The sequence below is a fragment of the Falsihalocynthiibacter sp. BN13B15 genome (genome assembly GCF_041205415.1).
Taxonomy (GTDB): domain Bacteria; phylum Pseudomonadota; class Alphaproteobacteria; order Rhodobacterales; family Rhodobacteraceae; genus Falsihalocynthiibacter; species Falsihalocynthiibacter arcticus.
This window is the reverse complement of sequence record NZ_JBGFCE010000004.1, coordinates 65695-91974: the sequence shown is the minus strand read 5'-3', so window position 1 is coordinate 91974 and position 26280 is coordinate 65695. Positions and strand designations below refer to the sequence as shown.

Here is a 26280-nt window from a genome sequence, read left to right as displayed (position 1 = left end):
ACACTGTGGATCACCTTGCCCCATTGAACGTGTGCGCGGTTTGGCATAGAGGATAAAAGACCGAAAATTTGCCAAAAGGGCCTACACATGCGTCTTTCTCGTTACTTTATGCCCGTCCTCAAAGAGACTCCCGCCGAGGCACAAATCGTGAGCCACCGCTTTATGCTGCGTGCGGGGATGATCAAGCAAACGGCCGCTGGGATTTACAGCTGGCTGCCTCTCGGCCTCAAAGTTCTGCGAAATATCGAAAATATCGTGCACGAAGAGCAGGCAAAAGCAGGTCACATTCCGATTCTTATGAGCACTCTTCAACCCGCAGATTTGTGGCGTGAAAGTGGGCGCTATGATGATTACGGCGAAGAGATGCTGCGCGTTCAGGATCGCCACGGGCGGGACATGCTTTATGGTCCCACGAATGAGGAAGCGGTGACGGATATTTTCCGCAGCCATGTCAATAGTTACAAAGACTTACCCCTCACACTCTATCAAATTCAGTGGAAGTTCCGCGACGAAATTCGCCCCCGTTTTGGAGTGATGCGCGGACGCGAATTCCTCATGAAAGACGGGTACACGTTCGATTTGAGCAAAGAAGATGCGTTGCACGCCTATAACCGTCATCTTGTGAGTTACTTGCGCAGCTACGAGCGCATGGGCCTCAAAGCCATCCCGATGCGCGCCGACGGCGGGCCGATTGGCGGCGATTACACCCATGAGTTTCTCGTCTTGGCGGACACTGGCGAGAGCGAAGTTTTCTATGACAGCGAGGTCACCGATCTGTCGTTCGGGGATCGCGAAGTTGATTTCGACAATGTGGCCGAATGCGAAGCCGTGTTGCAAGAATTCACTTCGCGGTACGCCCGCACCGATGAAACCCATGATGAAGATTTATTCAACTCGGTTCCTGAGGAGCGTCGCCGCACTGCACGGGGCATCGAAGTGGGGCAGATTTTCTACTTCGGCACCAAATACTCCGAGAGCATGGGCGCGACAGTTGTCAACGCGGATCAAAAGCAAGTGCCCGTCCATATGGGCAGTCACGGAATTGGCGTGAGCCGTCTTTTGGGCGCGATCATTGAGGCAAGTCATGACGATAAAGGCATCATCTGGCCGGAAGGCGTGACGCCATTCCATGTTGGCATTGTGAACCTCAAACAGGGCGATGACGAAGCTGATGCAGCCTGTGAAGCGCTTTATAAGGCCTTTGTTAAAGCAGGTCTCGATCCACTCTATGATGATCGCAAAGAGCGCGCTGGCGGAAAATTTGCGACAATGGATCTTATCGGTCTGCCTTGGCGGATTACGGTCGGGCCGCGCGGCTTGAAAAATGGTGTTGTGGAACTGACCAGCCGTAAAACCGGTGAAAGCGAAGAAGTCACTCCAGAAGAAGCTATCGCGCGCGTTATCGCGATTTACGCGGCACTTTAAGCGACGATACAGAAGCGCCCCACCGCTCGGGGCGTTTCACATTTGCGGCAATTTCAAGCCGGATATCGCCGAAATTTTGTTTAAACTTGACGGTTTGCAACCTTCCGCCCAAAGTCTGCCCAATCAACAAGGAGCTGCCTGTGGTGCACCAAACTGCCCCCTTTTCCCGTTTTGAATGGATGATCGCTTGGCGCTATTTGCGGGCACGCCGTTCAGACGGTGGCGTCAGTGTAATGACGTGGATCAGCCTTGTCGGCATTTTGCTCGCCGTCGCCGCTCTCATTATCACAATGGCGGTTCGGGCAGGGTTCCGCGCCGAATTCGTTGATACGATCCTTGGGTCAAACGCGCATGTGACCGTCTATAATTCAGAAGAAATCAACGATCTGGGGCAATCCAGTCGCGTAATGCCCGATTATGCCGCGCGTGCCGAAGCCATTGCAAAGGTTCCAGGTGTGACGCGCGTTGCGCCGTTGGTGCGGGGCAATGTTATGGCTAATAGCGGTGATCAAAATACGGGCGCGCAGGTTTTTGGGATTTCGGCCGACGATTTCGCGGGAATTCCTCGTATTGCCAATCCTGAAACATCGATTGGGGACATTGCGCGATTTGACGAGGGGATCGCCATTGGTCGCGAGATGGCCCGTACTTTGAACCTCGATGTGGGGGATGCGATTACGTTGATCTCGCCAAATGGGGTGAAAACCGCCTTTGGGACCAGCCCTCGCGTGAATGTTTACGAGGTCGTCTATATTTTCTCTGCAGGGCGTTATGACATTGATAACGTTCGCGTTTATCTTCCGTTTGAGGAGGCGCAGAGCTTCTTTAATCGCGAAGGTGTGGCGGACGAATTGGAGGTCATGGTCGTTGATCCAGAGGGCGTGGATGACATGACGCCTGCGCTGTTGGCGGCGGGCGGGGAGCGGACGTTGTTGTGGTCTTGGCGGGATCGGTCGGGCGGGTTTTTACGGGCCTTGGCGATTGAAGACACGGTGATGTTTGTGCTGATGGCGGTGCTGGTTTTGATTGCGAGCCTGAATATTGTGTCGGGTTTGGTGATGCTGGTGAAGAACAAAGGGCGCGATATTGGCATCTTGCGGACCATGGGTTTGACCGAAGGCTCTGTGATGAGAATATTCTTTATTTGCGGGGCTTTAGTCGGTGTTATCGGGACGATTTTGGGTGTCATTTTAGGGTGTTTATTCGCGCTTTATTTCGACCAGATTCTGGCCTTTGTGAATGGTGCTTCGGGGGGGGATGTTTGGGATGCTTCGGTTAGGGGTATCTATAAATTACCTGCGAAATTGATGTGGCAGGATGTGGTGAAGGCGGTGTCGTTGTCACTTCTACTGTCTTGTATTGTAACGATTTTTCCGGCTCGTCGGGCTGCGCGAATGAACCCTGTGGAGGCGTTGCGGTATGAGTGATGTTTTGGAACTTGTTGGGATTGAGAAGTCCTACCACACGGGGAAACCCAATCAGATTAATGTGTTGTCTGGGGCGGACCTGAAAATTACGCGGGGCGAGGTTGTTGCGCTGGTGGCGCCTTCGGGGGCTGGGAAGTCGACTTTGCTGCATATTGCGGGTCTTTTGGACTCTGCAAATGGCGGCGTGGTGCGGATTGCGGGGCAGGACGTGGCGGGGCTTTCGGAGCGGCGTCGGACGGGGATTCGGCGGGCCGAGGTTGGGTTTGTTTATCAATTCCATCACTTGCTGCCTGAGTTCTCGGCGTTAGAAAATATTGTTCTCCCTCAGTTGGTTAACGGGGTTTCTCAGAGGGATGCGGAGGCGCGGGGGGGTGCGCTTTTGGCCTCAGTGGGGCTTGTGGATCGGGCTTTGCATCGGCCTGCGGAACTGTCGGGCGGGGAGCAGCAGCGGGTTGCTTTTTGCCGTGCTTTGGCGAATTCTCCGAAGCTTTTGTTGGCAGATGAGCCGACGGGAAATTTGGACCCTGAAACGGCGGAAGTTGTGTTTGAGGCTTTGATGAATTTGGCGCGGGACGAGGGATTGTCGGCGGTGATTGCGACGCATAATCCCGAGTTGGCGGCGCGGATGGATCGGATCGTTCGGCTGGAAAATGGGCGACTTGTTTAAAGTTTTTAAAGTCGATTTTGGCCGGTTTTTAAAGTTTTTAAAGTGGAATGAAGGGTTTCCTACCGCAGCGTGCGGATTACGGAAGCGTTAATGTTAACAAGGCGCTGTTAGCGTGCGCATCGCCTTCGGATTTAATACGGGGCGGTTGTTTCAAGCGGAGCAATATGGTTCCCTTCGGAGGGCTTTCGCCGTACCAATGGCACGACGGTTCTTCCTGACTCCCACGGTGGCGGCAATTTGATCTGACTTTGTCAGATCTTTATCTTAACTTGTCCATTTTCGAAGTTTTCAATTTTGGTCTGAAACTTTTTTAAGCAGCCGACTTCAGCAGCTACTTTTCGACACGCAGATCATTTCCGTCAATTCTTCTGCTCAAATCTCAAATAGGGTTCAAACCAGTTGAAAATATCCTCGAACTGTCGAACGAGGTGAGCAAACTTGTCGGACATTTCGTTAACGAGTGCTGGGGGCATCGCGGTATTTTGAACTATGTTTTTGTTGTAAAGATCGTTGAGATATTTTAAGCGCACAGCATTGGACCAAATGCCTTTGAGGTAAGTCTCAATTTCTTTTCCAAACAAGAATACTGCCATGTTTAAGGTGTTACGAAAATTGTCGAGTTCAGTCTGGCTAACAGTTCCAGACCTCATTATTTCTTTTAGAGACTCGTTAACTTCCGAAAATATTTGGAGTCTTCTATCGAATAGTTTTTCTCGCAATGTTGCTCGGCTCGATTGCCATTGCTGCCATGCAATATAGGCAACGAAAAACGCGATAAGCGTTGGGCCAAGAGCTTTAAAATACATTGTCCAGTGTTCCGATCGAGACGAACTGGGATCGAGGAAGAATCCAAAGCTGTATCCAAGCGCCCACGCTATCGTCATGGCCAAAACTAGGAGAGCAATGGCTCCTAATGTCCAGCAAACTTGTCCTAGATTATGTACTGTCTTTTTGAGCCATGTGTTTAACATGTCCACTAAACATCCAGCTCCTCAACGAACCGTGCATTCTCCTGAATATACTGGAACCGCATTTCGGGTTTTTTGCCCATTAGACGCTCGACGAGGTCGGCGGTTTCGCCGGGTTCGTCTTCGTCGATGGTGACGCGGATCAATTTGCGGGTGAGGGGGTTCATTGTGGTGTCTTTTAGGTCTTTTGCGTCCATCTCGCCCAAGCCCTTAAAGCGGGAGATTTTGATTTGGCCTTTGCCGCCGATGCCTTTTTCAAGGGCGGCGTTTTTCTCGGCTTCGTCGAGGCAATAGAGGCGCTCGGAGCCTTGGACGATGCGGAATAGCGGCGGGCAGGCGAGGTAGAGGTGGCCTGCGTCGATCATCGGGCGCATTTGGGTGAAGAAGAACGTCATCAGGAGGGCCGCGATATGGGCGCCGTCGACGTCCGCATCGGTCATGATGATGATTTTTTCATAGCGCAGATCGTCGAGGTTGAATTTGGTGCCAAGGCCGACGCCGAGGGCTTGGGCGAGGTCGCTGATCTCGGCGTTGGTGCCGATTTTATTGGAGGCCGCGCCGAGGACGTTGAGGATTTTACCCTTGAGGGGCAGGAGGGCTTGGGTTTTGCGATTGCGCGCCATTTTGGCAGAGCCACCCGCAGAGTCCCCTTCCACGATGAACAGCTCGGTGCCTTCGCGGGAGTTGGAGGAACAGTCGGTGAGTTTACCGGGGAGGCGGAGTTTTTTGGTCGCGGTTTTGCGCTGGGTCTCTTTTTCCTGACGACGGAGCAGGCGTTCTTCGGCGCGCAGGACGAGGTAGTCGAGGATGGCGCCTGCGGCTTTGGTGTCGTTGGCGAGCCAGTTGTCGAAGTGATCGCGGACCGAGTTTTCGACCATTTTATGGGCGGCTTCGGTGGAGAGGCGGTCTTTGGTTTGGCCAACGAATTGCGGGTCACGAATAAAGCAGGAGACGAGGGCGCAGGCGCCAGACATCAGGTCTTCGCGGGTGATTTGCGCGGCTTTTTTGTTGTTCACCAGTTCGCCGTAAGCGCGGATGCCTTTGAGGAGGGCGGCCCAGAAACCGGCGACGTGGGTGCCGCCTTCGGGGGTTGGGACGGTGTTGGTGTAGGATTGGATGAAGCCGTCGCGGGCGGGGGTCCAGTTGACGGCCCATTCCACGGAGCCCGGGACGCCGAACTTTTCCTGAAAGGTAACTTTGCCTGCGAAGGGCGCGTCGGCGTAGGTCGAGGAGGTGCCGAGGGTTTCGTTGAGGTAATCCGCGAGGCCGCCGGGAAAGTGGAAGGAGGCCTCAAGGGGGGTTTCGCCATCGTCGACTTCGGATTTCCAACGGATTTCAACGCCCGAAAAGAGGTAGGCTTTGGAGCGGGCCATTTGGAACAGGCGTTTGGGTTTGAACTTTTGGCTGCCGAAGATGTCGGCGTCGGGGTGGAAGGTAACCGAAGTGCCACGGCGATTGGGGGCGGCACCGATTTTCTGGATCGGGCCTTGGGGGACGCCGCGCGAGAATTCCATCGCGAAAAGTTCGCGGTTTTTGGCAACTTCGACGCGCAGGTGGTCGGAGAGGGCGTTGACCACGGAGGAACCCACGCCGTGCAGTCCGCCAGAGGTTTCGTAAGCGTCGCCGCCAAATTTACCGCCTGCGTTGAGGGTACAAAAGATGATTTCGAGGGCGGTTTTTGTCGGGTCTTTTGGGTGCGGATCGATGGGGATACCACGGCCATTGTCGCGGATGGTGACCGAGTGGTCGGCGTGGAGTTCGACTTCGATTCGGGTGGCATGGCCCGCGACGGCTTCGTCCATGGAGTTGTCGACAATTTCGGCCACGAGGTGGTGGAAGGCGCGCTCGTCGATGCCGCCGATATACATGCCAGGGCGCAGGCGCACGTGCTCCATATCCTCAAGGATTTGGATGGAAGAGGCGTCGTATTCTTTTTCAGGAACGGTGCCAGAAAGAAGGTCGTTTGCCATGATGCGCTGCTCATTTTTGATTTTGGTTGCTGGCTATTGTGACATTGGGATGCGGAGCAAGCAAGCGGTAGCGCGGTGATTTTGTACAAACGGGCCTTCATTTATGGCAAGCGTGTCTGTTGGCCTCCCCGCGAAGGGGAAGCCGCGCGTTTAGAAGATGCCGTTACAGATAACCATGATGACAAGCGCGACCAGCCAGTAGCCAGCGTTCACTTTGCGGGCGTAGTCGGAGTGTTGCGCGAAGGCACCGTTGGCATAGCCCATCACGGTGAAGGCGAGAGTTGCGAGGATGACAGTGAGGAGGTGGTTGGAGGCTGCTGTGACGGCAACAAACCAACTCATGAGAAAGAGGCCGAGGGCTTGGCTGATCATCGCGACTTTGGGCATTTCCGATGAATCCCCCAATTTAACGCCAACACCTTCAGCCCATTTGACGCCAAAGAGTTTGGGGGAGTACCAAAGCCAGCCAACAACAAAGGATACAATTGCCCCGACAGAAACGGCGGCCCAACTTACGCCCGAAAAGATTTCCTGCATTTTTGCTCCTGTTTTTATGTATGCATTTGTTACGCGTGGCGAAATTGTGCCACAAAATGTCGAAAACGCATAAAGTATTCGCAAGTTCGCCCTATGGTGACGTGAGGGTGGAATTTTACACCTCTCCATTCTTGTATTGCTCAGAAAACAGGCGTAAGCGAAATTCATGCTTAAAGAAATGTCATACGGCGCGCATATGCGTGCAATCGTCGTCCTTGGTTTGCCCCTCATTGGTAGTCAACTTGCGCAGTTTGCGGTCCATATGACCGACACGCTGATGCTGGGATGGTATTCCGTGGATGCGCTGGCGGCGGGTGTTTTGGGTACGTCGTTTGCGTTTATTCTGTTCATTCTGGGCAGTGGTTTCGCGGGCGCGGTTGTGCCCCTCGTGGCGGCCGCAGATTCGCAGGGTGATCCGGTGCAAATTCGCCGTGTCACCCGTATGGGCATGTGGGCGGTCGGGTTTTTCTCGGTCGTTGTGATGATTCCGATGATTTATTCCGCGCCGATTTTGATTGCGGCGGGGCAGGACCCCGAGCTTTCACTTGCGGCGCAATCCTACTTGCGCATCTCGGCACCGGGGATGTTGCTCGCGCTTTTGGCGACGGTTTTGCGGATGTATCTTTCGGCGCTGGAACGGGCGAACGCGGTTTTCTATGCGTCGCTGGCGGCCGTGGGTTTGAACATCGTGATGAATTACGCGTTCATTTTCGGCAACTTAGGCGCGCCAGAGTTGGGAATTCGCGGGGCGGCGATTGCCTCCCTTGGGGTGAACGCGCTTTTGCTGATTTATATGGGGCTTTATGCGATCCGCAAATTGCCCGAGCATGAATTGTTCGTGCGGTTTTGGCGGCCCGATTGGGAAGCTTTTCGCGAAGTTGTGCGCCTTGGGACGCCGATTGGCATCACCAGTCTGGCGGAGGTCGGCTTGTTTAACCTTGCGACTTTGATGATCGGTTGGTTGGGGACGATTCAACTGGCGGCACACGGGATTGCGCTTCAGATGGCGGGGGCGGTTTTCATGGTGCATCTTGGCCTGTCAGCCGCGGCGACGATCCGTGCTGGCCGTGCTTACGGCATCCGTGATGAAGCGCATTTGCGCCGTGGCGCGCTGGTGGCGACGCTGGCCTCGTTTATTCTGTCGCTGTTTGGGGTAGCGCTTTTTGTGCTGTACCCAGAGTTTTTGGTCGGGGCTTTTATTGCGCCTGACGATCCTCTGCGCGGTGAAATCATCGTTATGGGCACGGGTCTGTTGCTACTGGCGGGGATTTTTCAGGTGGCGGACAGTTTGCAAGTGATGTCGCTTGGCTTGCTGCGGGGTCTTCAGGACGCGCGGATTCCGATGTGGATCGCGGTTTTGTCCTACTGGGGATTGGGCGCGCCCGCGAGCTATTATTTGGGCACTGTCATGGGCTATGGCGCGCAGGGCGTTTGGGGCGGTCTTGTGATCGGCCTGTCGGCGGCGGCAGTATTGCTGACGATGCGGTTTTGGATGCGGTCGGTGAAAATCGGGCAAGCCTAGAAGCTGTTAGCCGCGCCCTTTTAGGATGCGATCGGCCTTTTTGCGCACCAAAACCGTGCGCAGATCATGCATCGCAAGCAAGAGCGTATCGGTGATATCGTCGAGATTCTCATCCGTTGCTTTGCTCTGAACCCATTGCGTGGTGATGTTGAGGTAATCCACCGCGCGGTGGATATCATCGATATCGCGTTGCGCCAGTAGGCTGCGCCGATCCGAGAGCCATTGGGTGATCGCGGCCTTCTCGGGGTCCGACAAAGGCCGATCCCCGTGGGGTTTTATCTCGCCATTGCGCACGTTAACCACGGCGATTTGATCCATCTCGATGCGCCGCTGGCGGTTTTCCGTATCAACACGAAAAACCGCAGCCCCGTTTTCACGGATTCGAAAGTAAAACTCGGGCAGCTCACCAGCCATTTAGATATCCTTCACTCGTCAAATTGCCCCGTTAAGAGAGCGCCGCGCAGAATGTTTGGATGCGCGTGCAGGCCTCTATAAGGTTCGTGTCGGAAGTAGCGTAGCTGACACGGAAGTTGGGCGATAGTCCGAAGGCCGCGCCAAACACCACCGCAACGCCCGTTTCTTCGAGAAGAGCGGTTGCGAAGACTTGATCGTCGGTGATTTTGGTGCCAGCGGGGGTGGTTTTGCCAAGGCAACCCGCGATGTTGGGGTAGACATAAAACGCGCCATCGGGTGTGGGGCAGGTGATGCCCGTCGCGGCGTTGAGCATTTCCACAACGAGGTTACGGCGGCGCAGGAAGGTCGCGTTGTTGACCGCGAGGAAGTCTTGCGGGCCGTTGAGGGCCTCGACCGCCGCCCATTGGGACACGGAGCAGGGGTTGGAGGTCGATTGGCTCTGGATTTTGCGCATGGCCGCGATGAGGGGTTGTGGCCCCGCCGCATAGCCAATCCGCCAGCCCGTCATCGCGTAGGCTTTGGACACGCCGTTGCAGGTGAGGGTCCGGTCATAGAGTTTGGGTTCAACCTCGGCCGGAGTGGCGAATTTGAAGTCGTCAAACACGAGGTGCTCATACATGTCGTCGGTCATCACCCAGACGTGGGGGTGGCGCAGGAGGACATCAGTGAGGCCTTTGAGTTCCTCGGCGGAGTAGCCCGCGCCCGTCGGGTTGGACGGCGAGTTAAAAATCAGCCATTTGGTTTTCGGAGTGATCGCGGCTTCGAGCTGTGCCGGTGTCATTTTGAAGCCGGTTTCGATGCCAGCCTCGACGGCGACAGGGGTGCCGCCCGCCAGCAAAACCATATCGGGGTAAGAGACCCAATAAGGTGCTGGAATGATGACTTCGTCGCCTGCGTTCATTGTCGCCATGAGGGCATTATAGAGGATCTGTTTGCCGCCCGTGCCAATGGTAACCTGTGCGTTGACATAAGAGAGGTTGTTGTCGCGCTTGAGTTTCGCACAGATCGCGGATTTGAGTTCTGCAATGCCATCCACAGCGGTATATTTGGTTTTGCCTGCGGTGATCGCAGCGATCCCTGCGTCTTTGATGTTCTGGGGCGTGTCAAAATCCGGCTCGCCCGCTCCAAGGCCAATCACGTCCTTGCCTGCGGCCTTAAGTTCGGCGGCGAGGTTGGACACGGCAATCGTGGGGGAAGGTTTGACGCGCGCAAGAGTTTTGGAAAGAAAATCGTCGGGAATGCTGGACATGGGAGGCTCCGGTTTGTATCTGCCGGAACCATGTCTTAGGCTCACATCGATGCGCTGACAAGCAAAAGGACGGGTAGATGAACCAAGAAATCTTGAACGAGACCCCGGAGAATCGGATCAAACGGATGCAAATGCGCAGCTGGCGGCGTGGTATCAAAGAGATGGATATGATTCTCGGACCCTTCTCGGACACCGAATTGGTGGGTATGGACGCGGCGACACTCGATATCTATGACGCGCTTTTGTGGGAAAATGACCAAGAACTCTACACCTGGGTGAACGGCACAAAGCCAACGCCAGAACGGTTTTCGGCGATTATCACGACAGTTTGTGCGCACGCTTTCAAAAAATAAGTCAAAAATTTTCAGATCAATTTCTATGATTTAACCGAATGTTCGGTTTTTGCCGCGAATGTCGTTTCAAAGATAAACGCGGAGAGATTTATGAGTATGCATTCCAAGCTGGCGGTACCAACCGTTCAGGGATTTATGACCGGATACCTAGAGGCATTGGCCCTTGTGGAGCGGCTTCACCGACTACTCCTTGACGTGATCAAGGACGAATTTGAGCGCGTGGGCGTGCTTGAGATTAATGCGGTTCAGGCGCTGTTGTTGTTTAACATCGGCGAGAACGAGGTTACCGCAGGGGAGTTGAAAACCCGCGGGTATTATCAGGGATCCAATGTTTCGTATAACCTGAAAAAGCTGGTTGAGATGGGCTATATGCACCATCAACGCTGTGAAATTGATCGTCGTTCCGTGCGGGTGCGCCTTACGGAAAAGGGGCGGCATATTCGCGATGTTGTGAATGATTTATTTATGCGACACGCCGATGGGCTTGAGTCAAAGGGTGTGTTGGGCGCGGATGGGATTGAGGAAATAAATGTGTCCCTGCGCCGTGTCGAACGGTACTGGACCGATCAAATCCGCTATATTTATTAAGAATTTATGCAGCGCTGTGAAGGGCCCGAAGCACAATGCGCCTCGGGCCTTTTGCACGAATATCTACCAGTGGCCGGTGTTTTCCATGCTCGCCCAAGGTTCAGCGGCGGCGAGGTTCGCGCCTTTTTGCAACAATTCGATCGAGATATTGTCGGGGGAGCGAACAAAAGCCATATGCCCGTCACGGGGAGGGCGATTGATGACGACGCCCGCATCCTTCAATGTTTGGCAGGTGGCATAGATGTCGTCTACTTCATAGGCCAAGTGGCCAAAGTGACGGCCATCACTTGGAAGATCATCGTCGCCATCCCAATTATAAGTAAGTTCAACTGGGCATTCTTCTTGGCCCTCGGCTGCCATGAAAATAAGGGAAAAACGCCCTTTTTCACTATCATAACGCTTGGTCTCTTTGAGGCCAAGGAGCGCAAAGAACGCCATCGATGCCTCGAGGTTTTTGACGCGCACCATCGTGTGAAGATATTTAATACCCATTACAGAAATCCTTTGTTGATTTGTGCATAGAGTGCCCTCAAACGCACCGAAGGTTCAAGGGTTGTAAGGGGCGGGTCGTTAGAAACTGCTGCGAAATCCAAGGCCCAAGCCAAAACCGTCTGCAGAGAATAGGGCGGCGTTAGAGTATTTACGCGCATAGGAAAAGTCGAGGACCGGCGCGAAGCCATAATATTCGAAATCGTCAAAGAACATTGAAAGCGTCGCGACTCCGAGGTGGTCTACGCGCTTCTCACCTTGAGTATACCTTGATTTTTCAAACACTTGCCCATCATATTGGAGAGACAGGCTGGTTGTCGCCGAGAAAAACGGCTTAGCCCAAGTATAGCTGATGCCGCCACCTATGGCGTCATTAGCAAGGTCCGAGGCGCGGCCAAATTTTGGATCGCCAATAAGATTGGTGGTGCTCGCCGTGATATTCCAACTAAATATCCCGCCGGATTCCGTTGCGCGCCGTTGCTGTATAACCGCCAGTACTCTCCCTGTGTCGCGCGCATGGTCGTCCAATCGCGAGTTGGCTTCTGTGAAAAGGGAGAATTGCAAAATACTGCCACTTTCCTGTCTATGGAGTAGGGAATATTTAAGCCAGATCAAGTTGCTCAGAGGCTCGCCGCCATAGCGATAGCGCCCGACCGAAGCCTCAAAGGAATGGGCATTCATGCTTGAGGGGGCCGCGAAGTCATAGGCGGCATAGAGTTTGAAGCTGCTGAAGGCGTAGTCGCTGCCCTTGGCGTCGGGCGCTATGGATATGGCTTCTTCGGACAGCTTGTATTGGCGCGTTTCAATATCGCCGCCAAACCTTAAAGTTTTGCTCTCAGAGAGCGGCTTTTCGTATTCCACCCGTCCGCCAACCACGAGGCCCATACCAGAAAGAGGTTTGTTGCGGCCAGAAATAATCAGGGGAAGGCCGCCAATTATCACGACATCGGAGTTGGAGCCGTTGTTGATGTTGGAGGAGGGGCGCAGGGAAAACCGAAAGTCCATTGACCACGGATTTTGACTGCGGACATATTGTAGGTCCCTGATTGCTATGTTTTTTTCTGCCTCGCTAGGGGCGTTTTGCGCGGCACGGCGCAGCCAAATTTGCGCGAAGGTATGCGAGCCATCCGAGGCGAGGGCCTGAGCGACGACCAAAGCGGCGTTGTACTTTTGTGAGTCGGTTACCGCTACGCTCCACGCTTTTTTCCCAGCTTTAGATGCGGCCTTGAAGTTCCCCAGATTGCGTTCGGCGACCGACAAGATGAGGAGAGCATTCAGATCTTGCGGATCGCGAATGAGCAACCCATTAGCAATTTGGCGTGCGGCAACGGGTTGGCCGCCAGCTAGGTAATGAGCGGCCGCAGATCGCGCTTCTTGAGGGGAAAGACGGACTTCGGCTTGCGAAGCGGTCGCAACGCAAGCCGAAAATAGAAGAGATAGGAGGAGGGGTCTGAGATGCATTGGCCGCTAGTCCGCAGCGATAAAGACGCCCGTTTCTTGGACTATATCTCGATCAGCAATGCGTACAGCGCCGACCACTTCCTCACTGTTAGGACCTGCAAAGATTGCCGAATAGGTGCCCGTCAAATCGCCCGAATGTGCGGTTCCTTCGATGATGCCACTGTCCGTAAAAGCAGAAGTTTCATCTAGAACAAGGGCCTCAAGTGCGCCGATGCGTGTGCCGTTTGTGTTATATTCAGAGCGATCAAAAACCAATCCGTGGATGGCACCGGTAACGTCAAAATCGTTAGGATCGACGTAAACCAAAACTTCTCCGCTCGAAAGCGTGATCACTTCGTCGGGGGATGTGGCATCATTGTGCACGAGAATGCCCGCATAATTGCCATCATAGCGCAATTCACCTGTGGGACGGGTAACGTTGTTTGAAGCGCGGCCAATCATGGCACCACCGTGGCCGAAGGGAGCGTATATGCCGCCGCCCTCTCCATTGATGTGGTTGCCACTGCCTGCGGCACCAGCGCGGCTATAGGCGGATTGGCTATAGACGGCGTAATACTGAATGTGGCCTTGCTCGCCAACTTGCTGGCTCGCGTAGACTTGGAACTCTGGTAGGGACTTGATGCCAGTATTTACATAGCGTCCAGCATCGCCATCGAACGGCAAGTTGTTGATAACGAGTTGGTCATTGGCAGCATCGTAGACCAGATTGTTCATATCATCGTCGTCGCCGATATAGTTATCGGTCGTGGCTTGGGAACCACCCGTTTCTTCGTCCGAACCGGCGCCGCCAAAGGGGGGGGTGCCGGTTGCACAGGCTGACAGTGTCAGGGCGGAACAGAACAATAGATATTTATACATAAGTTGGACCACTGCTTTCGTCTCAATTTTTGTTAAAAGTCCCCGCAAAGCGTGTGAAAGTCAATGATGGAGAGGCGTTAGGGGCGGTTTTTCAGCATGTGTGGTTTTTCTAGTTCACTGAGCAAATTGTCCCTCAGTTTGTGGCCAAGGTCGCATGGATTCGTATATATAGGGTTGGAAACGAGTCGCATCCCCACAAACGCACATCCCAACGAGGACCAATCATGCCCCTAAGCCCCGAGCAGCTTGCCGAAATTGAAGCCCTTCGCGCCTCCCCGCAACCCACGTTGCGCGCCGTTGCGCCGGGGATGGAAAAGCATCTTTATACCGCGCAAGAGGTGTTGGATCACGGGTTTGTTCGGGTTGTCGACTATATGGGCGACGACGCGGCGATCTGTCAGGCGGCGCGGGTTTCTTACGGTAAGGGCACGAAATCGGTTCAGAATGACAAGGGTTTGATCCGCTATTTGATGCGCCACTGGCACTCGACACCGTTTGAGATGTGCGAAGTGAAGCTGCATGTGAAACTGCCGGTTTTTGTCGCACGGCAATGGATTCGGCATCGCACGGCGAATGTGAATGAATATTCCGCGCGGTATTCTATTTTGGACCGCGAGTTTTATATTCCTGCGCCGGAGCATTTGGCGGCGCAGTCGGTGATCAACAATCAGGGACGTGGCGAGACCTTGACGGGCGACGAAGCGGCGCGGGTTTTGGAAATCCTGAAGTCGGATGCCAATCGCGCCTATGACAACTACGAAGCGATGATGTCGGATGAAGGGCAGCAAGGGTTGGCGCGGGAATTGGCGCGGATGAACCTGCCGAGCAATATCTATACACAATGGTATTGGAAGGTCGACCTGCACAACCTGTTCCATTTCCTGCGGTTGCGGGCGGATAGCCATGCGCAATATGAAATCCGTGTTTATGCGGATGCGATTGCGAAGGTTGTGGCGGATTGGGTTCCGGCGGCCTTTGGGGCGTTTGAGGATTACCGGATGGGCGGCGCGAACCTGTCTGCGCAAGCCTTGGATGTCATCCGTCGCCGTTTGAAGGGCGAAGAGGTGACGCAGGAGACTTCCGGCATGGCCGCGCGCGAATGGCGGGAATTTGTGGATATGATTGAGGGGTGAGCTACGAAACGGCCCTTGACCAACTTAAAATTTTGCAGCGCAAGGTTTGGAGTGAGTTGCATGCGCTTAAAGGGGCGAGTGTAACTCAAGCAACAATCGATCAAATAGAGAGATGTTTTCGCGAAATAATCGAGGACGTTAAGGATCTTTCCTACCAAATTCAGGATGAGAGATTGGCTCGCAAAATGCAATCGTTTGAAGATCAAATGAATGCTCTCTCACAGCCTATCGAAATTCAAACTTTGGCCGATGCAATTGATCGTAGCCTGAGGATTATCGAAATGTTTTCCGAAGTATCTTTAGCTCCGACGCGCGAAGGTGGGCTACTCGCACCTTTTGACACTGAAAAAGACTCCGCCGAACAGCTCCAAGGATCCGAGAAAAAGGTTTTCATTGTTCTTGGGCATGATGAGATAGCACTTAGCAAGACTGAGAATCTACTTAGAAAACTAGCGTTGGAACCGATAGTTTTGAGAGATCGTGCCAACGAAGGGCACACAATTATTGAGAAGTTTGAAAGAAATTCGGACGTTGGCTTTGCAATCGTTCTGATGACTTCTGACGATGTTGGAGGGCTTTCAAAAGACTCAGTAAAACCGCGGGCGCGACAAAACGTGATTTTGGAGTTAGGGTACTTCATCGCAAAGCTATCGCGCAAAAGAGTTGCTATTTTAAAATCCGATGGCGTTGAGGCGCCTTCGGACATTTTTGGTTTAGTATATACGTCTTTGGACAAGGCTGGAGCTTGGCAATGGACAATTGCTAGAGAACTTAAAAACGCTGGGTACACAATTGACCTAAATCACGTACTCCAATGATCTTTTATTATCGGATCAATTTTCTGTCTCGGCGGGTTTGAAATGTGGAGTGGCTTCAGCCGTTGTAGCGTTCGTTACTCTTATTTTATTAGGGTTGCCTAAGAGCCTTTCCCACAGCCACTGCAAGTTTCTCATGCATCTCTGGCCCGTAGTGGACGCCATCCATTTCACTGACTTCGATGTAGTCGCCCGCGTTTAGGAAGGCGGTGCCGTGGCGGGTGGCGATGTCTTTGAGCAGGGCGGGGAGGGCGTTGGAGGCGGTTTCGCCGTTTGCGAATTTCTCGGCGAGGAAGCCAATTTCGCGCACGGGGGGCGGGGCGATGAGGAGGAGTTTGAAGCCGTTGTGGCGGGTCTGCATTTCTTCGGAGAGGGCGGTGGCGACCAAGCCTTCGATGTGGGCGGCGATTTCTGTGGCGGAGAGGGCAAGGTGTGTTTTGACGTCATTGGTGCCGAGCATCAACGTCATATAATCAATCGGGCCACAGCTTTGGAGCGCGATGGCAAGGCCAAGGCGGCCATCCATGTGATCGCCCATATCGGTTGGATCGGGGGTGGCAGCGGTACGTCCGGGGAGGCCTGCTTCGACCAAATCCCAACCAAGGGAGGCGGCCACGCGGGTTGGCCAGCGGGTTGCCGCATCATATCGTTCACGGATATCGTCGGCATAAAGCGGGGCGGCGCCATAGGTGTTGCTGTCGCCAAAAGTAAGAAGTGTGGTCATGAGTGCCTCTAAGGATGATGTATTTTCCATAGAGTATCAAATGCGCAAAAAAAAACACCCTGCGAAATTCGCAGAGTGTTCATTTTCATCATGGCGTGAGCCAAGAAGAATTTAGTCAACCAGTGCCAAGTTATCAGCAGAAGCGCGACCGTCACGGCCTTCTTGAAGGTCGTAGGTAACTTTTTGGTTGTCGGCAAGACCTGTGAGGCCCGCACGTTCAACAGCAGAGATGTGTACAAACACATCGGATCCGCCAGCGTCAGGTGCAACAAAGCCGAAGCCTTTAGTAGAATTAAACCATTTTACGGTGCCAGTAGCCATTTCCGTAGTCTCCTATTTTGGCCGCCCACAACATGTGGCGGTTTGGTGATCAGCCCTTGTTATAAATCGAACCGGCTGCTCAGAAGGAGATAGGCGGAAGAATAGAGTCTGTCGTCACATCACCCGTATGACGGATAATGCGGGAAATCGCAAGGGATTCCTTTGAAATCTTTGAGTTAGCATCCGTTTCTTACCAAAAAAGATTGAAACGGCCCGAAAAAGAACGGGCCGTGTAATCTTTTAGAAAGGTTTAGCCAACAGTCTTGATGTTGCCTGCGGATTCACGTCCGTCGCGACCGGCGACCAATTCGTATTCCACTTTTTGGTTGTCTGCTAGACCAGTCAGACCAGCTTGTTCAACAGCCGAGATGTGAACAAAAATGTCCGATCCGCCTGCGTCTGGTGCGATAAAGCCGAAGCCTTTAGTTGTATTGAACCACTTAACGGTGCCGGTAGCCATCCGTTTTCTCCCTAATCAATCTTACCCAATCGCGGAATTGCGGCGGGCTGTGTCGACAGGTATTTTACGGAGGTGTGCATCCCGAGGGATGCGGGTCTTCCAAAAATCTGTTAACACGTCAAAATCGTTAGCTGAATTCTCATAAAAGGCAAGAAGTTTCGGAAGTTGGGCGCGAAATTGTCGGGAAACACAGTGAAAATCGGAAAAATCGAGGGCTGAGATGAAAGTTTGGACTTTGAAGAATTGCGATACATGTCGCAAGGCTGTGAAGGAATTGGAAGCTGAATTTGGTGCTCTTGAGCGGGTGGATGTGCGGGACGATGGTGTGGCACCCGTTGATTTGGCCCGATTTTATGCGGCATTTGGCGAGGATATTTTGAACCACCGGTCAACCACATGGCGCGGACTTTCTCCTGAAGCGCGCGAAGGGAACCCTCTGACCCTTTTGGCCGCGCACCCGACCTTGATGAAACGCCCTGTGATACAACTGGATGAACGGTTGTTTTTGGGATGGGGAAAAGACGTGCAAGCGGAGTTAATGCAAAGTAAATAGCCCCACCCTAAGGTGAGGCTTGTAAGCTGGTTTTGCTTTAGAGTTTAGGCTTGGGGACGGCGACGCAGGAGAATGCGGTCAACCGAGAGGGGGCCAGCGCCCTTAATGACGAGCACAACAAGAACTGTGATCCAAAAGAGGCGCTGATCAAGGATCCCGCTGTCTGGAGCGCCATCAAACCAAGCGCCGAGGGTTCCGGGCTGGTTGATTCCGCCGTGTCCGTAGAGATCGGTAAGGCTCTGGACAAAGATAAATCCGATCATGCCAATTGCCCCAAGTCGCGTGAAAAGTCCCAGAACGATGAGTGCGGGAAGGATGAATTCCGCCCACATCCCCGCAACCGCAACCGCCCAGTAAAACCACCCGAGTTGGCTTGTATCATAGCTAACAGCCTCGGCGGCCTTGGGGAAAATCTGGGCGTAGGCCCCAGCGGAAGGCGACAAAAATCCGAAAACCCCGTCGCCGAGTTTTGTAAGGGCCGAGTTCCAGTAGTAAACCAGCAAGGTCGCCGCAAAGGTAAAGCGCGCAAGGGTTGGGAGGAGCCATGTGCCCGCAAATTTGGTCAGTAGACGAACTGCGAAGTCATATAATGTGAGGAGCGCGTGCATAAAATATCCTAAATCAGGTCAATATGGGTGATGGCCCCGCCGGCAAGAAGGGCGCCGAGGACCGTTGTGAGATCGAATTCGGGTATTGTGCTGGCCGCCTCAAAGGCAGCCCCGAAGGTCATGTTTTTGCCGAGGGTTTCGATGAAATCCGCCCCGCCAGCTGGTAGGAGAGTCGCTTCGGGGTCAAAGTCCGGACGGGTGAGCAAAACATCCTGCGCGCTGGGGGTGACAGAGGGTGCATCGGAGCGCGTATTCACTAGATAAATCGCGTGAAGCGGCCAAGGCGAGCGCAGGATTTTCACGGCGGGTGCGAGGGTGAGACGCGCCGCCATAAGCGCGTCGGGGGAGATGGATTGCAGGGTCTCGGCCGCGATGGGAGGGGCGTCCGCTGCGTGATATGAGGCGCGAAGAGCCAGTTCAAGACGTGCAACATCGGGCAGATAGGGCAGGTGCGCGACGGGTTCGAATTTGGCTAGAAAGGCAGGCATTTCAGCGCCATAGAACATCATAAGCGGGGAGCGTGGCGGGTGGGCGCGCAAGTAAACACCAGCGACAGCGTCGAAAAACTCTTGGCCGACAATGCGACATAGGACTGGAAAGGCTTGGCCTAAAGCTTCGGTGAGGGAGACCGCGACATTGTTGCGATACACCGAGAAACGCTTACCGGCGGGGGAGCCATCGGGGCCAATCAAACCTTCAGGGGGGGGCGTGTCTGGGTCGAGCAGGGCATGAATGAATTGTGTTTGAGAAACGGTCACCATCACACCGGCACCGTGTCAAGAACCGTCGCGACCCGTTGGGCTTCGGCGGCGAGGGTGGGCCAATCGGGGACATCATTGTCCCACTCGATGAGGCTGGGTTTGGCACCGCCTTTGAGCAAGGTATAGGCGTACATTTCCCACACGGGTTCGGCCACTTCACGGCCATGGCTGTCGATCAAAAGCAGGTCGCCATCATCGTCACTGTCCTCCTCAAAACCCGCCAAGTGGATTTCCCCAACCAGATCAAGGGGGAAGGCATCAATGTAGGAATATGGGTCGGTTTTTTGGTTGGTGGCGGAAATAAACACGTTGTTTACATCGAATAATAAGCCGCACCCCGTGCGTTGAGCGATCTCGGCGAGGAATTCGGCTTCGGGGATTTGGCTTTCGGCGAAGGTGAGGTAATTGGACGGGTTTTCCAGCAGCATACGGTGGCGTACGGTGGATTGAACTTGATCGATATGTTCGCAAATCCGCGAAAGCGTTTCTTGAGTATAGGGCAGAGGCAAAAGGTCGTTCATGAAGCCAACATCATGAGTGGACCACGCAAGGTGTTCGGAAAAACTGGCGGGGTTAAGCCATGAAACCAGATGACGCAGGCGTTCGAGGTGGTCTGGATCAAGGGGCTTCTCGCCGCCGATCGACAGGCCGACACCGTGCACAGATATTGGGAGTTTTTCGGAGAGGGCACGCAGTTGGGCGATGGGGCGGCCGCCCTGACCCATGTAATTTTCTGCGTGAATTTCGAGCCATTCCACGGGGGAGGCATCGGTCATGATCGCGGAAAAATGCTGGGGTTTGTAACCAACGCCGGGGCGATTGGGGAGGGCCTCAAAACGGTGCGGGTTGGAATCGAGCACGGGAGCCTCCGGAACACAAATTATTCTAGGTAGTCTACATCAGAATTGGCTAAGAACCAAATCCGAGTAATTCGGGGAAAATGCGCCCCACCCAGACGGGTGAGGCGAATAGAATTTATGCAGGGATGTCGCGCTCAAGAGCTTCGAGGGAGCCCATGCGGCCTTCGCCTACGTCCATAGTTGCACATGTGCCGGCAGCAACGAGTTTGAAAGCGTTTCCTTGAAAATCAACTTTGGATGTACCTGCACAAGTTGTGCCTGGACCGGCTGCGCAGTCATTTGCACCAGCAAGGGAAACACCATAGCATTTTTCTTTTGCGCCATCCGCTGCAGCAGGAAGAGCGTGGGCAGAAAGTGCAGCAGCAACAGCGCCAGCAGCGGCAAGAGTTTTGAAGTGTGTAGACATTGAGATATCCTTTAAAAAACTGTCATAAAAATCGCAGCAAGCGATTGGGTAAACTCTATGCGAGCCAGGAGGGAACGGGCCACTCACATCGTCGTTATTCACTGGCGCGTGAAGTATCGCGAGGAGGCGGGTGGGAGCGTACGCGTGAAAAATCCTCTTAGTTTTAAGGGGCTGACGACAAATTGTCGCATAAGCGAAAGTTTGGAGGCGCGCGGTACTCCGCCGAATATTTCACCAATGAGGGGGCGTATTGAAACAAATCCGCCGAAATACTGGTGGAAATTGTTTTAAAATTGCGCGGCTTGAGGATTGTTACAGAAAGCGCAGGCGCCTAGGGCGATGAAAAATGGCCCGAAAACTGAAGTTTCCGAGCCATTCCTTAAATTGCGAGCGATTTAGTCGCGCAAATCGGGGGGTGTTGCTTCAACCGCGAGGTCTTCGACGACTTGATCAAGCTCTAAGACCCTTGTTTGCTTTTCACCCAAGCGGCGTAGGGTGACGGTGCGGTCTTCGACTTCTTTCTTACCGATTGCGAGGATGACGGGCACTTTGCCAAGGCTGTGTTCGCGGACCTTATAGTTGATCTTCTCGTTGCGAATGTCGGCCTCAGCGCGCACGCCACGTTTTTGCAGGGCGGCCACAGCTTCCAAGACAAACTCATCCGCATCGGATACAATAGAAGCCACAACCACTTGGCGCGGCGCAAGCCAGAAGGGGAATTTTCCTGCGTGCTCTTCGATCAAAATCCCGATGAAACGCTCAAACGAGCCCAAGGTTGCGCGGTGCAACATATAGGGCGTGTGTTTGGCACCATCTTCGCCCACGTACGTGGCGTTGAGGCGTTCAGGAATGTTTGGATCGACCTGAAGGGTGCCACATTGCCAATCACGCCCAATGGCGTCGGTCAAAACGAACTCAAGTTTCGGGCCGTAAAACGCGCCTTCGCCGGGGTTGAGTTCAAACTCGTACCCTGCTGCTTTACACGCGTTGCCTAGGGCGTCTTCAACGAGGTCCCAGCTTTCATCTGATCCGACGCGCTTTTCTGGACGGGTGGAAAGCTTGATGCGCCAGTTGTGGAAGCCCAACTCACCGTAGATTTGCGAAAGAAACTCGACGAATTTTTTGGTCTCGGATTCGATCTGGTTTTCTGTACAGAAAATATGGCCGTCGTCTTGGGTAAAGCCGCGCACGCGCATGATACCGTGCAGTGCGCCCGAAGGTTCATAACGGTTACAGGAGCCAAATTCCGCCATGCGCAGGGGCAGGTCGCGGTAGGATTTGATGCCTTGGTTGAAGATTTGTACGTGGCAAGGGCAGTTCATCGGCTTGAGCGCGTTCACAGTTTTTTCGCGTGCATGTTCCTCGTCGACTTCGACAATAAACATGTGTTCTTGATAGGCTTCCCAGTGACCGGACGCTTCCCAAAGCTTGCGGTTCACCACTTGTGGTGTGTTAACTTCGACATAGCCGTCTGCATACTGCTTGCGGCGCATGTAGTCTTGCAACTCGGTATAGACGCGCCAGCCGTTTGCGTGCCAGAACACTTGGCCCGGTGCTTCTTCCTGCATGTGGAAGAGGTCCATTTCGCGACCAAGTTTGCGGTGATCGCGTTTGGCGGCTTCTTCGAGCATGTGGAGGTGCTGCTTGAGGCAGTCTTTGTTTTGGAACGCCACGCCGTAGATGCGTTGCAGCATCGCGCGGTCACTGTCGCCGCGCCAGTAAGCGCCCGCGATGGACATCAGTTTGAATGCGTCACCCGGAACTTGACCGGTGTGTTGAAGATGTGGGCCGCGACAGAGGTCTTGCCAGTGGCCGTGCCAATACATGCGCAGGGGTTCGTCGCCCGGAATGGAGTTGATAAGCTCTACTTTGTAGGGCTCATTATTGGCCTGATAGAAATCAACGGCGCGTTCACGTTCCCAAATTTCTGTGGTCACAGGCTCGCGCTTGTTGATGATCTCTTTCATCTTTTTCTCGATGGTTTCGAGGTCTTCTGGTGTGAAGGCTTCTTCGCGGTCAAAGTCGTAATACCAGCCGTTTTTAATCACGGGGCCGATGGTGACTTTGACGTCGGGCCAGAGTTCCTGCACGGCGCGCGCCATGATGTGGGCACAATCGTGACGGATCAACTCAACGGCTTGTTCCTCGTCTTTCATAGTGTGGAGCGCGAGGCTTGCATCTGCGTTGATGGGCCATTGCATATCCCAATGTTGGCCGTTCACTGTTGCGGATATGGCTTTCTTCGCGAGGGATGTGGAAATGCTCTCGGCCACCTGCGCGGGGGTAATGCCAGCATCATATTGGCGGGAATTGCCGTCGGGAAGGGTAAGGGAGATTTGGGCCATCATGGGGCTCCTCGTCAGTTTGGCGCCTACGAAACGCCCGGTTGCGGGTATATGTTCGTGCGTGTTTTGCCGCGCGGGGCGGGTAAAGTCAACGCGGATTTATGGGTAAATCTCAGGCGGGAGGCCGCGATGACAATCGGGCGTCGGCGAATTGAAAGGCTTGAAACCCATGCCCCAGAGCGGCACTGTGGCGGTCACACATCGGCAGTCATTTGGAGCCAAACATGAGCGAGCCACAGTTTCTAACCACCGACACAGGGCGTAAAATTGCCTACTACCTTACAGAGGGCAAAGGGCCCGGCGTGGTGTTCTTGGGCGGGTTCATGTCGGATATGGGCGGCACCAAGGCTGTGTACCTTGAGGATTGGGCCAAAAAAACAGGCCGCGCCTTTTTGCGGTTTGATTATTCGGGGCATGGCGAAAGTTCGGGCGCATTTACGGACGGAAGCATCGGCGAATGGGCCGCAGACGCACAGGCCGCCATTCGCACATTGACCGAAGGGCCACAGATCTTGGTTGGCTCATCTATGGGGGGCTGGATGGCGCTTCTTGTGGCGCGCGCGATGCCCGAAAAAGTCGCCGGACTGGTGGGAATTGCCGCTGCGCCCGATTTTACCGAGGATAGCATGTGGGGCGGTTTTGACGTGGCACAAAAGGCGGAAATGGCCGAAACGGGGCAGGTTGCCTTGCCCAGTGACTATGACGATGGGCCGTATATTATCACTCGAAAGCTGATCGAGGATGGGCGCGAAGAACTCGTGCTGCGTAGCCCGCTTTCTCTGCCATTTCCCACGCGATTTTTGCAGGGAACTGCCGATGCGGATGTGGATACTTCGGTGGCGATGCGCCTTTTGGAACATGTTGAGGGCGGTGATGTCCGCCTGACGCTGGTCAAGGGGGCCGATCACCGCTTCTCGACGCCTGAATGCCTAAACCTGATAACAAAGACCTGTGAGAAGGTCATCGCACGGGCGAAATTTTGAAAGGCTGAAATAATGGACCAACGAGTAAGTTTGATAACGCTTGGTGTGGCCGATATGGATGCGTCGGCCGCGTTTTATGAGGGGTTGGGTTGGACGCGGGTGGAAAGTCCGGATGGGGTCATTGCATTTGACCTGATTGGCCAGACGCTTGGGTTGTATCCGAGGGCGGCTTTGGCCGATGATCTCGGCATTCCGGTTGCGGATGTCGGCGGTTTTAGCGGGGTGACATTCGGCCATAATGTGCCCCAAAAAGAAGATGTCGCGCCGTTATTGGAACGGGCAAAACAGGGCGGTGGGACGGTGTTAAAGCCCGCAGTTGATGTGTTTTGGGGCGGACACCACGGGTTTTTCGCCGATCCAGACGGGCATGTGTGGGAAATTGCGCATAACCCGTTTTCACCGCTGGGGCCAAAGGGCGAATTCCAATGGAACGGCGTGAAATAGATGCGTAAACCCGCGAGCATGCGAGGGCTTGAGGCCTTTGGGCGCGCGCGGCTGTCGAAGTATTTCTTCATGCGCGATTTTCTGTATTCGGAAATTGGCGCGGTGCACGGGTTTTCAAATATTCCCGACGATCCGGAACTTGCGATTGCGGCAGGGCGTGCGCTTTGTACGCAACTGCTTGATCCGCTTCAGGAAACCTTCGGCGCAATTTCTGTGCGGTCAGGGTTTCGGGCGGCGGATTTGAACCGGTTTGGCAATGAGAACGCGCTGAACTGCGCCAGAAATGACGTGGATTTTGGCGGGCATATTTGGGACAGGAAAGATCCACGCGGCGCCATGGGAGCCTGTGCGTGCATCGTGATTCCGTGGTTTGCGGACCGATATGAAAAGGGGCGGGATTGGCATGATCTGGCGTGGTGGTTGCACGATCATTTGCCCTATTCCGAAATACGGTTTTTTCCAAAACTCGCGGCGTTCAATCTTACGTTTAGCGAGGTGCCAAAGCGGGATATTCGCGGGTGGATTGGCGGGAATTCTGTTGTTCTGCGCGCGGGGGATGCGCCATCTGAGGAGCAAGCGGTGCGCGCAGCACGGTATTTTGATTTCCCGAAATTTCGCGGGCTAGATTTGCCGCATTAGGCTTTGAGTTTGGTCACTGTTGCAGACTTTTGCGCAGGTTTCTCAGCAGCTTTTGGCGTTTCGGGTTTCGCATTCGCATCGATGAAATCAAGGACAAGCGGGCGGATATTGTTGCGCCAGCTTTTGCCTGCAAAAATACCATAGTGTCCGGCACCAGGTTCAAGGTGGCTGGCTTTTTTGCTATCGGGCAGGCCAGTCAACAAGTCGAGCGCGGCGACGCATTGGCCCGGTGCCGAAATATCGTCGTTTGCACCCTCGACGGTTTTGACGGCAACCGAAGTGATTTTGCCGATGTCGATTGGCTTACCTTTGACAACGAACTGATTTTTGGCAATTTCGCCGCCTTTGAAAATCCGTTCGACGGTTGAGAGGTAGAATTCGGCGGTCATATCCATAACGGCAAGGTATTCGTCGTAAAAGCGGTTGTGCGCATCGTGGTCGCCAGCTTCGCCTTTAGAAACGCGGGAAATTTGCTCTTGGAAAGCTTGCGAGTGGCGTTCGCTATTCATCGATACAAAAGACGCGAGTTGGAGGAGGCCCGGATAGACCATGCGCCCGACGCCCTTGAATTTAAATCCAACGCGTTGAATTGCGGTTTTTTCGAGTTGGCCCATTGTGACGCGGCGACCAAAGTCGGTAACGTCGGTTGCTGCGGCGTCGGGGTCGATTGGGCCACCAATGAGCGTCAGGGTGCGAGGCTGTGCGGACGGATCGAGCTCGGCGAGGTAGGCTGTCGCAGCGAGCGCTAGGGGGGCGGGCTGACATACGGCAATTACATTGGCTTCTGGTCCAACTTCGCGCATGAAATCAACGAGGTATAGGGTGTAATCTTCAATATCAAACTTGCCTTCGGAGACGGGAATGTCCCGCGCATTGTGCCAGTCGGTGATATAGATTTCGGCGTCTGGAAGAAGGCTCGCGACGGTGCTGCGCAATAGGGTTGCGTAGTGGCCGGACATCGGAGCGACCAACAAGATTTTGCGCGCCTTTTCGGGACGTCCTTGCACGTTGAACTTGATCAAATCGCCAAAAGGACGCGAGACAACGGATTCAACTGAGACCACATGATCGCATCCATCCTCGCCAGGAATTGTATGAATGCCCCAGTCAGGCTTGGCTGCCATGCGAGCGAAACTACGCTCTGTGACGTCGCCCCATGCGCCGATCCATTGCAAAAACGGGTTGGGAACAAGGCCCATGGCAGGGAAGGCAGCGACGGCTTTTGCAGATGCGCCCAACCACTCGTTGGTATTGCGCATTGTTTCCATCATGTCATAAGTGGCCATATACCGCATATTCG

At 54.1% G+C, this 26280-nt stretch carries 29 protein-coding genes; 12 read left to right on the top strand and 17 right to left on the bottom strand.

Annotated features, from left to right (window positions below; all coding sequences use genetic code 11):
• The first annotated feature begins 87 nt into the window (after positions 1-87).
• The 3 genes from proS to AB9F26_RS08080 all read left to right on the top strand — a co-directional run bounded on the left by proS (position 88) and on the right by AB9F26_RS08080 (position 3519).
• Entirely contained in the window at positions 88-1425 is a 1338-nt protein-coding gene (gene proS / locus AB9F26_RS08090) for a proline--tRNA ligase (RefSeq protein ID WP_335586268.1), read from the top strand.
• A gap of 179 nt (positions 1426-1604) precedes the next feature.
• Complete coding sequence (locus AB9F26_RS08085) at positions 1605-2852, top strand: lipoprotein-releasing ABC transporter permease subunit (protein WP_369767924.1); 1248 nt, start codon at positions 1605-1607, stop codon at positions 2850-2852.
• Positions 2845-3519, top strand: coding sequence for an ABC transporter ATP-binding protein (locus tag AB9F26_RS08080; protein WP_369767765.1), 675 nt, complete (start codon positions 2845-2847; stop codon positions 3517-3519). The genes AB9F26_RS08085 and AB9F26_RS08080 overlap by 8 nt, the downstream gene beginning before the upstream one ends.
• 359 nt (positions 3520-3878) lie before the next feature.
• Here AB9F26_RS08080 and AB9F26_RS08075 read toward each other — a convergent pair whose 3' ends face one another.
• From AB9F26_RS08075 to AB9F26_RS08065, 3 genes are all read right to left on the bottom strand, one after another.
• Positions 3879-4490, bottom strand: a complete 612-nt coding sequence (locus tag AB9F26_RS08075) for a hypothetical protein (RefSeq protein WP_369767764.1) — start codon at positions 4488-4490, stop codon at positions 3879-3881.
• A 5-nt stretch (positions 4491-4495) separates the two neighbouring features.
• Positions 4496-6457 carry a DNA topoisomerase IV subunit B gene (parE, locus tag AB9F26_RS08070; protein ID WP_369767763.1) on the bottom strand — a complete coding sequence of 654 codons (1962 nt, stop codon included), beginning with the start codon at positions 6455-6457 and terminating at the stop codon, positions 4496-4498.
• Positions 6458-6607: 150 nt separating this feature from the next.
• On the bottom strand, positions 6608-6994 hold the full coding sequence (locus AB9F26_RS08065; protein ID WP_369767762.1) for a DUF1761 domain-containing protein: 387 nt from the start codon (positions 6992-6994) through the stop codon (positions 6608-6610).
• Between the two features lie 166 nt (positions 6995-7160).
• Here AB9F26_RS08065 and AB9F26_RS08060 point away from each other — a divergent pair, with 166 nt between their 5' ends.
• A complete protein-coding gene (locus AB9F26_RS08060) occupies positions 7161-8516 on the top strand; it encodes an MATE family efflux transporter (RefSeq protein ID WP_335586274.1) in 1356 nt (451 codons plus the stop codon).
• Positions 8517-8522: 6 nt separating this feature from the next.
• On the opposite strand, the gene AB9F26_RS08055 is transcribed toward AB9F26_RS08060, so the two are convergent.
• A complete protein-coding gene (locus AB9F26_RS08055; RefSeq protein ID WP_039003311.1) occupies positions 8523-8930 on the bottom strand; it encodes a hypothetical protein in 408 nt (135 codons plus the stop codon).
• 31 nt (positions 8931-8961) lie between these two features.
• Positions 8962-10179 (bottom strand): pyridoxal phosphate-dependent aminotransferase, encoded by a 1218-nt coding sequence (locus AB9F26_RS08050; protein WP_335586275.1) that lies wholly within the window; start codon positions 10177-10179, stop codon positions 8962-8964.
• 77 nt (positions 10180-10256) lie between these two features.
• Between AB9F26_RS08050 and AB9F26_RS08045 the strand changes: the two genes are divergently transcribed.
• Both AB9F26_RS08045 and AB9F26_RS08040 read left to right on the top strand, forming a co-directional pair.
• Complete coding sequence (locus AB9F26_RS08045) at positions 10257-10532, top strand: succinate dehydrogenase assembly factor 2 (protein ID WP_335586276.1); 276 nt, start codon at positions 10257-10259, stop codon at positions 10530-10532.
• Between the two features lie 90 nt (positions 10533-10622).
• Positions 10623-11120, top strand: a complete 498-nt coding sequence (locus AB9F26_RS08040; RefSeq protein ID WP_369754368.1) for a MarR family winged helix-turn-helix transcriptional regulator — start codon at positions 10623-10625, stop codon at positions 11118-11120.
• 63 nt (positions 11121-11183) lie between these two features.
• Here AB9F26_RS08040 and AB9F26_RS08035 read toward each other — a convergent pair whose 3' ends face one another.
• The 3 genes from AB9F26_RS08035 to AB9F26_RS08025 form a co-directional block, all read right to left on the bottom strand.
• On the bottom strand, positions 11184-11612 hold the full coding sequence (locus tag AB9F26_RS08035; protein WP_039003313.1) for a VOC family protein: 429 nt from the start codon (positions 11610-11612) through the stop codon (positions 11184-11186).
• Between the two features lie 78 nt (positions 11613-11690).
• Positions 11691-13070, bottom strand: coding sequence for a surface lipoprotein assembly modifier (locus AB9F26_RS08030; protein WP_369767761.1), 1380 nt, complete (start codon positions 13068-13070; stop codon positions 11691-11693).
• 6 nt (positions 13071-13076) lie between these two features.
• On the bottom strand, positions 13077-13928 hold the full coding sequence (locus tag AB9F26_RS08025) for a hypothetical protein (RefSeq protein WP_369767760.1): 852 nt from the start codon (positions 13926-13928) through the stop codon (positions 13077-13079).
• Between the two features lie 224 nt (positions 13929-14152).
• Here AB9F26_RS08025 and thyX point away from each other — a divergent pair, with 224 nt between their 5' ends.
• Positions 14153-15061 carry an FAD-dependent thymidylate synthase gene (thyX, locus tag AB9F26_RS08020; protein ID WP_369767759.1) on the top strand — a complete coding sequence of 303 codons (909 nt, stop codon included), beginning with the start codon at positions 14153-14155 and terminating at the stop codon, positions 15059-15061.
• Positions 15058-15879 (top strand): TIR domain-containing protein, encoded by an 822-nt coding sequence (locus AB9F26_RS08015; protein ID WP_369767758.1) that lies wholly within the window; start codon positions 15058-15060, stop codon positions 15877-15879. The genes thyX and AB9F26_RS08015 overlap by 4 nt, the downstream gene beginning before the upstream one ends.
• Before the next feature lie 88 nt (positions 15880-15967).
• Here AB9F26_RS08015 and AB9F26_RS08010 read toward each other — a convergent pair whose 3' ends face one another.
• From AB9F26_RS08010 to AB9F26_RS08000, 3 genes are all read right to left on the bottom strand, one after another.
• Positions 15968-16600, bottom strand: coding sequence for a GDSL-type esterase/lipase family protein (locus tag AB9F26_RS08010; protein ID WP_369767757.1), 633 nt, complete (start codon positions 16598-16600; stop codon positions 15968-15970).
• Positions 16601-16711: 111 nt separating this feature from the next.
• The gene (locus AB9F26_RS08005; protein ID WP_039000949.1) at positions 16712-16921 is read right to left on the bottom strand and encodes a cold-shock protein; all 210 of its coding nucleotides are present in this window, start codon (positions 16919-16921) and stop codon (positions 16712-16714) included.
• A gap of 250 nt (positions 16922-17171) precedes the next feature.
• Positions 17172-17381, bottom strand: a complete 210-nt coding sequence (locus tag AB9F26_RS08000; RefSeq protein WP_039000950.1) for a cold-shock protein — start codon at positions 17379-17381, stop codon at positions 17172-17174.
• Positions 17382-17601: 220 nt separating this feature from the next.
• Here AB9F26_RS08000 and AB9F26_RS07995 point away from each other — a divergent pair, with 220 nt between their 5' ends.
• The gene (locus AB9F26_RS07995; protein ID WP_335586282.1) at positions 17602-17934 is read left to right on the top strand and encodes an ArsC/Spx/MgsR family protein; all 333 of its coding nucleotides are present in this window, start codon (positions 17602-17604) and stop codon (positions 17932-17934) included.
• A gap of 44 nt (positions 17935-17978) precedes the next feature.
• On the opposite strand, the gene AB9F26_RS07990 is transcribed toward AB9F26_RS07995, so the two are convergent.
• The 5 genes from AB9F26_RS07990 to thrS form a co-directional block, all read right to left on the bottom strand.
• Positions 17979-18542, bottom strand: a complete 564-nt coding sequence (locus AB9F26_RS07990) for a DoxX family protein (RefSeq protein WP_335586283.1) — start codon at positions 18540-18542, stop codon at positions 17979-17981.
• An 8-nt stretch (positions 18543-18550) separates the two neighbouring features.
• Complete coding sequence (locus AB9F26_RS07985; protein WP_369767756.1) at positions 18551-19303, bottom strand: DUF2063 domain-containing protein; 753 nt, start codon at positions 19301-19303, stop codon at positions 18551-18553.
• Positions 19303-20163 carry a DUF692 family multinuclear iron-containing protein gene (locus tag AB9F26_RS07980; RefSeq protein ID WP_369767755.1) on the bottom strand — a complete coding sequence of 287 codons (861 nt, stop codon included), beginning with the start codon at positions 20161-20163 and terminating at the stop codon, positions 19303-19305. Before AB9F26_RS07980 ends, AB9F26_RS07985 begins: the two co-directional genes overlap by 1 nt.
• Positions 20164-20278: 115 nt before the next feature.
• Entirely contained in the window at positions 20279-20569 is a 291-nt protein-coding gene (locus AB9F26_RS07975) for a DUF2282 domain-containing protein (RefSeq protein ID WP_335586286.1), read from the bottom strand.
• Positions 20570-20964: 395 nt separating this feature from the next.
• Positions 20965-22914: a threonine--tRNA ligase gene (thrS, locus tag AB9F26_RS07970; protein WP_369767754.1), complete on the bottom strand. Its 1950-nt coding sequence runs from the start codon at positions 22912-22914 to the stop codon at positions 20965-20967.
• A 224-nt stretch (positions 22915-23138) separates the two neighbouring features.
• Here thrS and AB9F26_RS07965 point away from each other — a divergent pair, with 224 nt between their 5' ends.
• The 3 genes from AB9F26_RS07965 to AB9F26_RS07955 are packed head-to-tail and all read left to right on the top strand — an operon-like array spanning position 23139 to position 24980.
• The gene (locus AB9F26_RS07965; RefSeq protein ID WP_369754376.1) at positions 23139-23897 is read left to right on the top strand and encodes an alpha/beta fold hydrolase; all 759 of its coding nucleotides are present in this window, start codon (positions 23139-23141) and stop codon (positions 23895-23897) included.
• Between the two features lie 12 nt (positions 23898-23909).
• The gene (locus tag AB9F26_RS07960) at positions 23910-24341 is read left to right on the top strand and encodes a VOC family protein (RefSeq protein ID WP_369767753.1); all 432 of its coding nucleotides are present in this window, start codon (positions 23910-23912) and stop codon (positions 24339-24341) included.
• Positions 24342-24980: a hypothetical protein gene (locus AB9F26_RS07955; protein WP_369767752.1), complete on the top strand. Its 639-nt coding sequence runs from the start codon at positions 24342-24344 to the stop codon at positions 24978-24980.
• On the opposite strand, the gene phaZ is transcribed toward AB9F26_RS07955, so the two are convergent.
• Positions 24977-26275: a polyhydroxyalkanoate depolymerase gene (gene phaZ / locus AB9F26_RS07950; protein WP_369767751.1), complete on the bottom strand. Its 1299-nt coding sequence runs from the start codon at positions 26273-26275 to the stop codon at positions 24977-24979. The two genes, AB9F26_RS07955 and phaZ, sit on opposite strands and share 4 nt — an antisense overlap.
• Between the last annotated feature and the right edge of the window lie 5 nt (positions 26276-26280).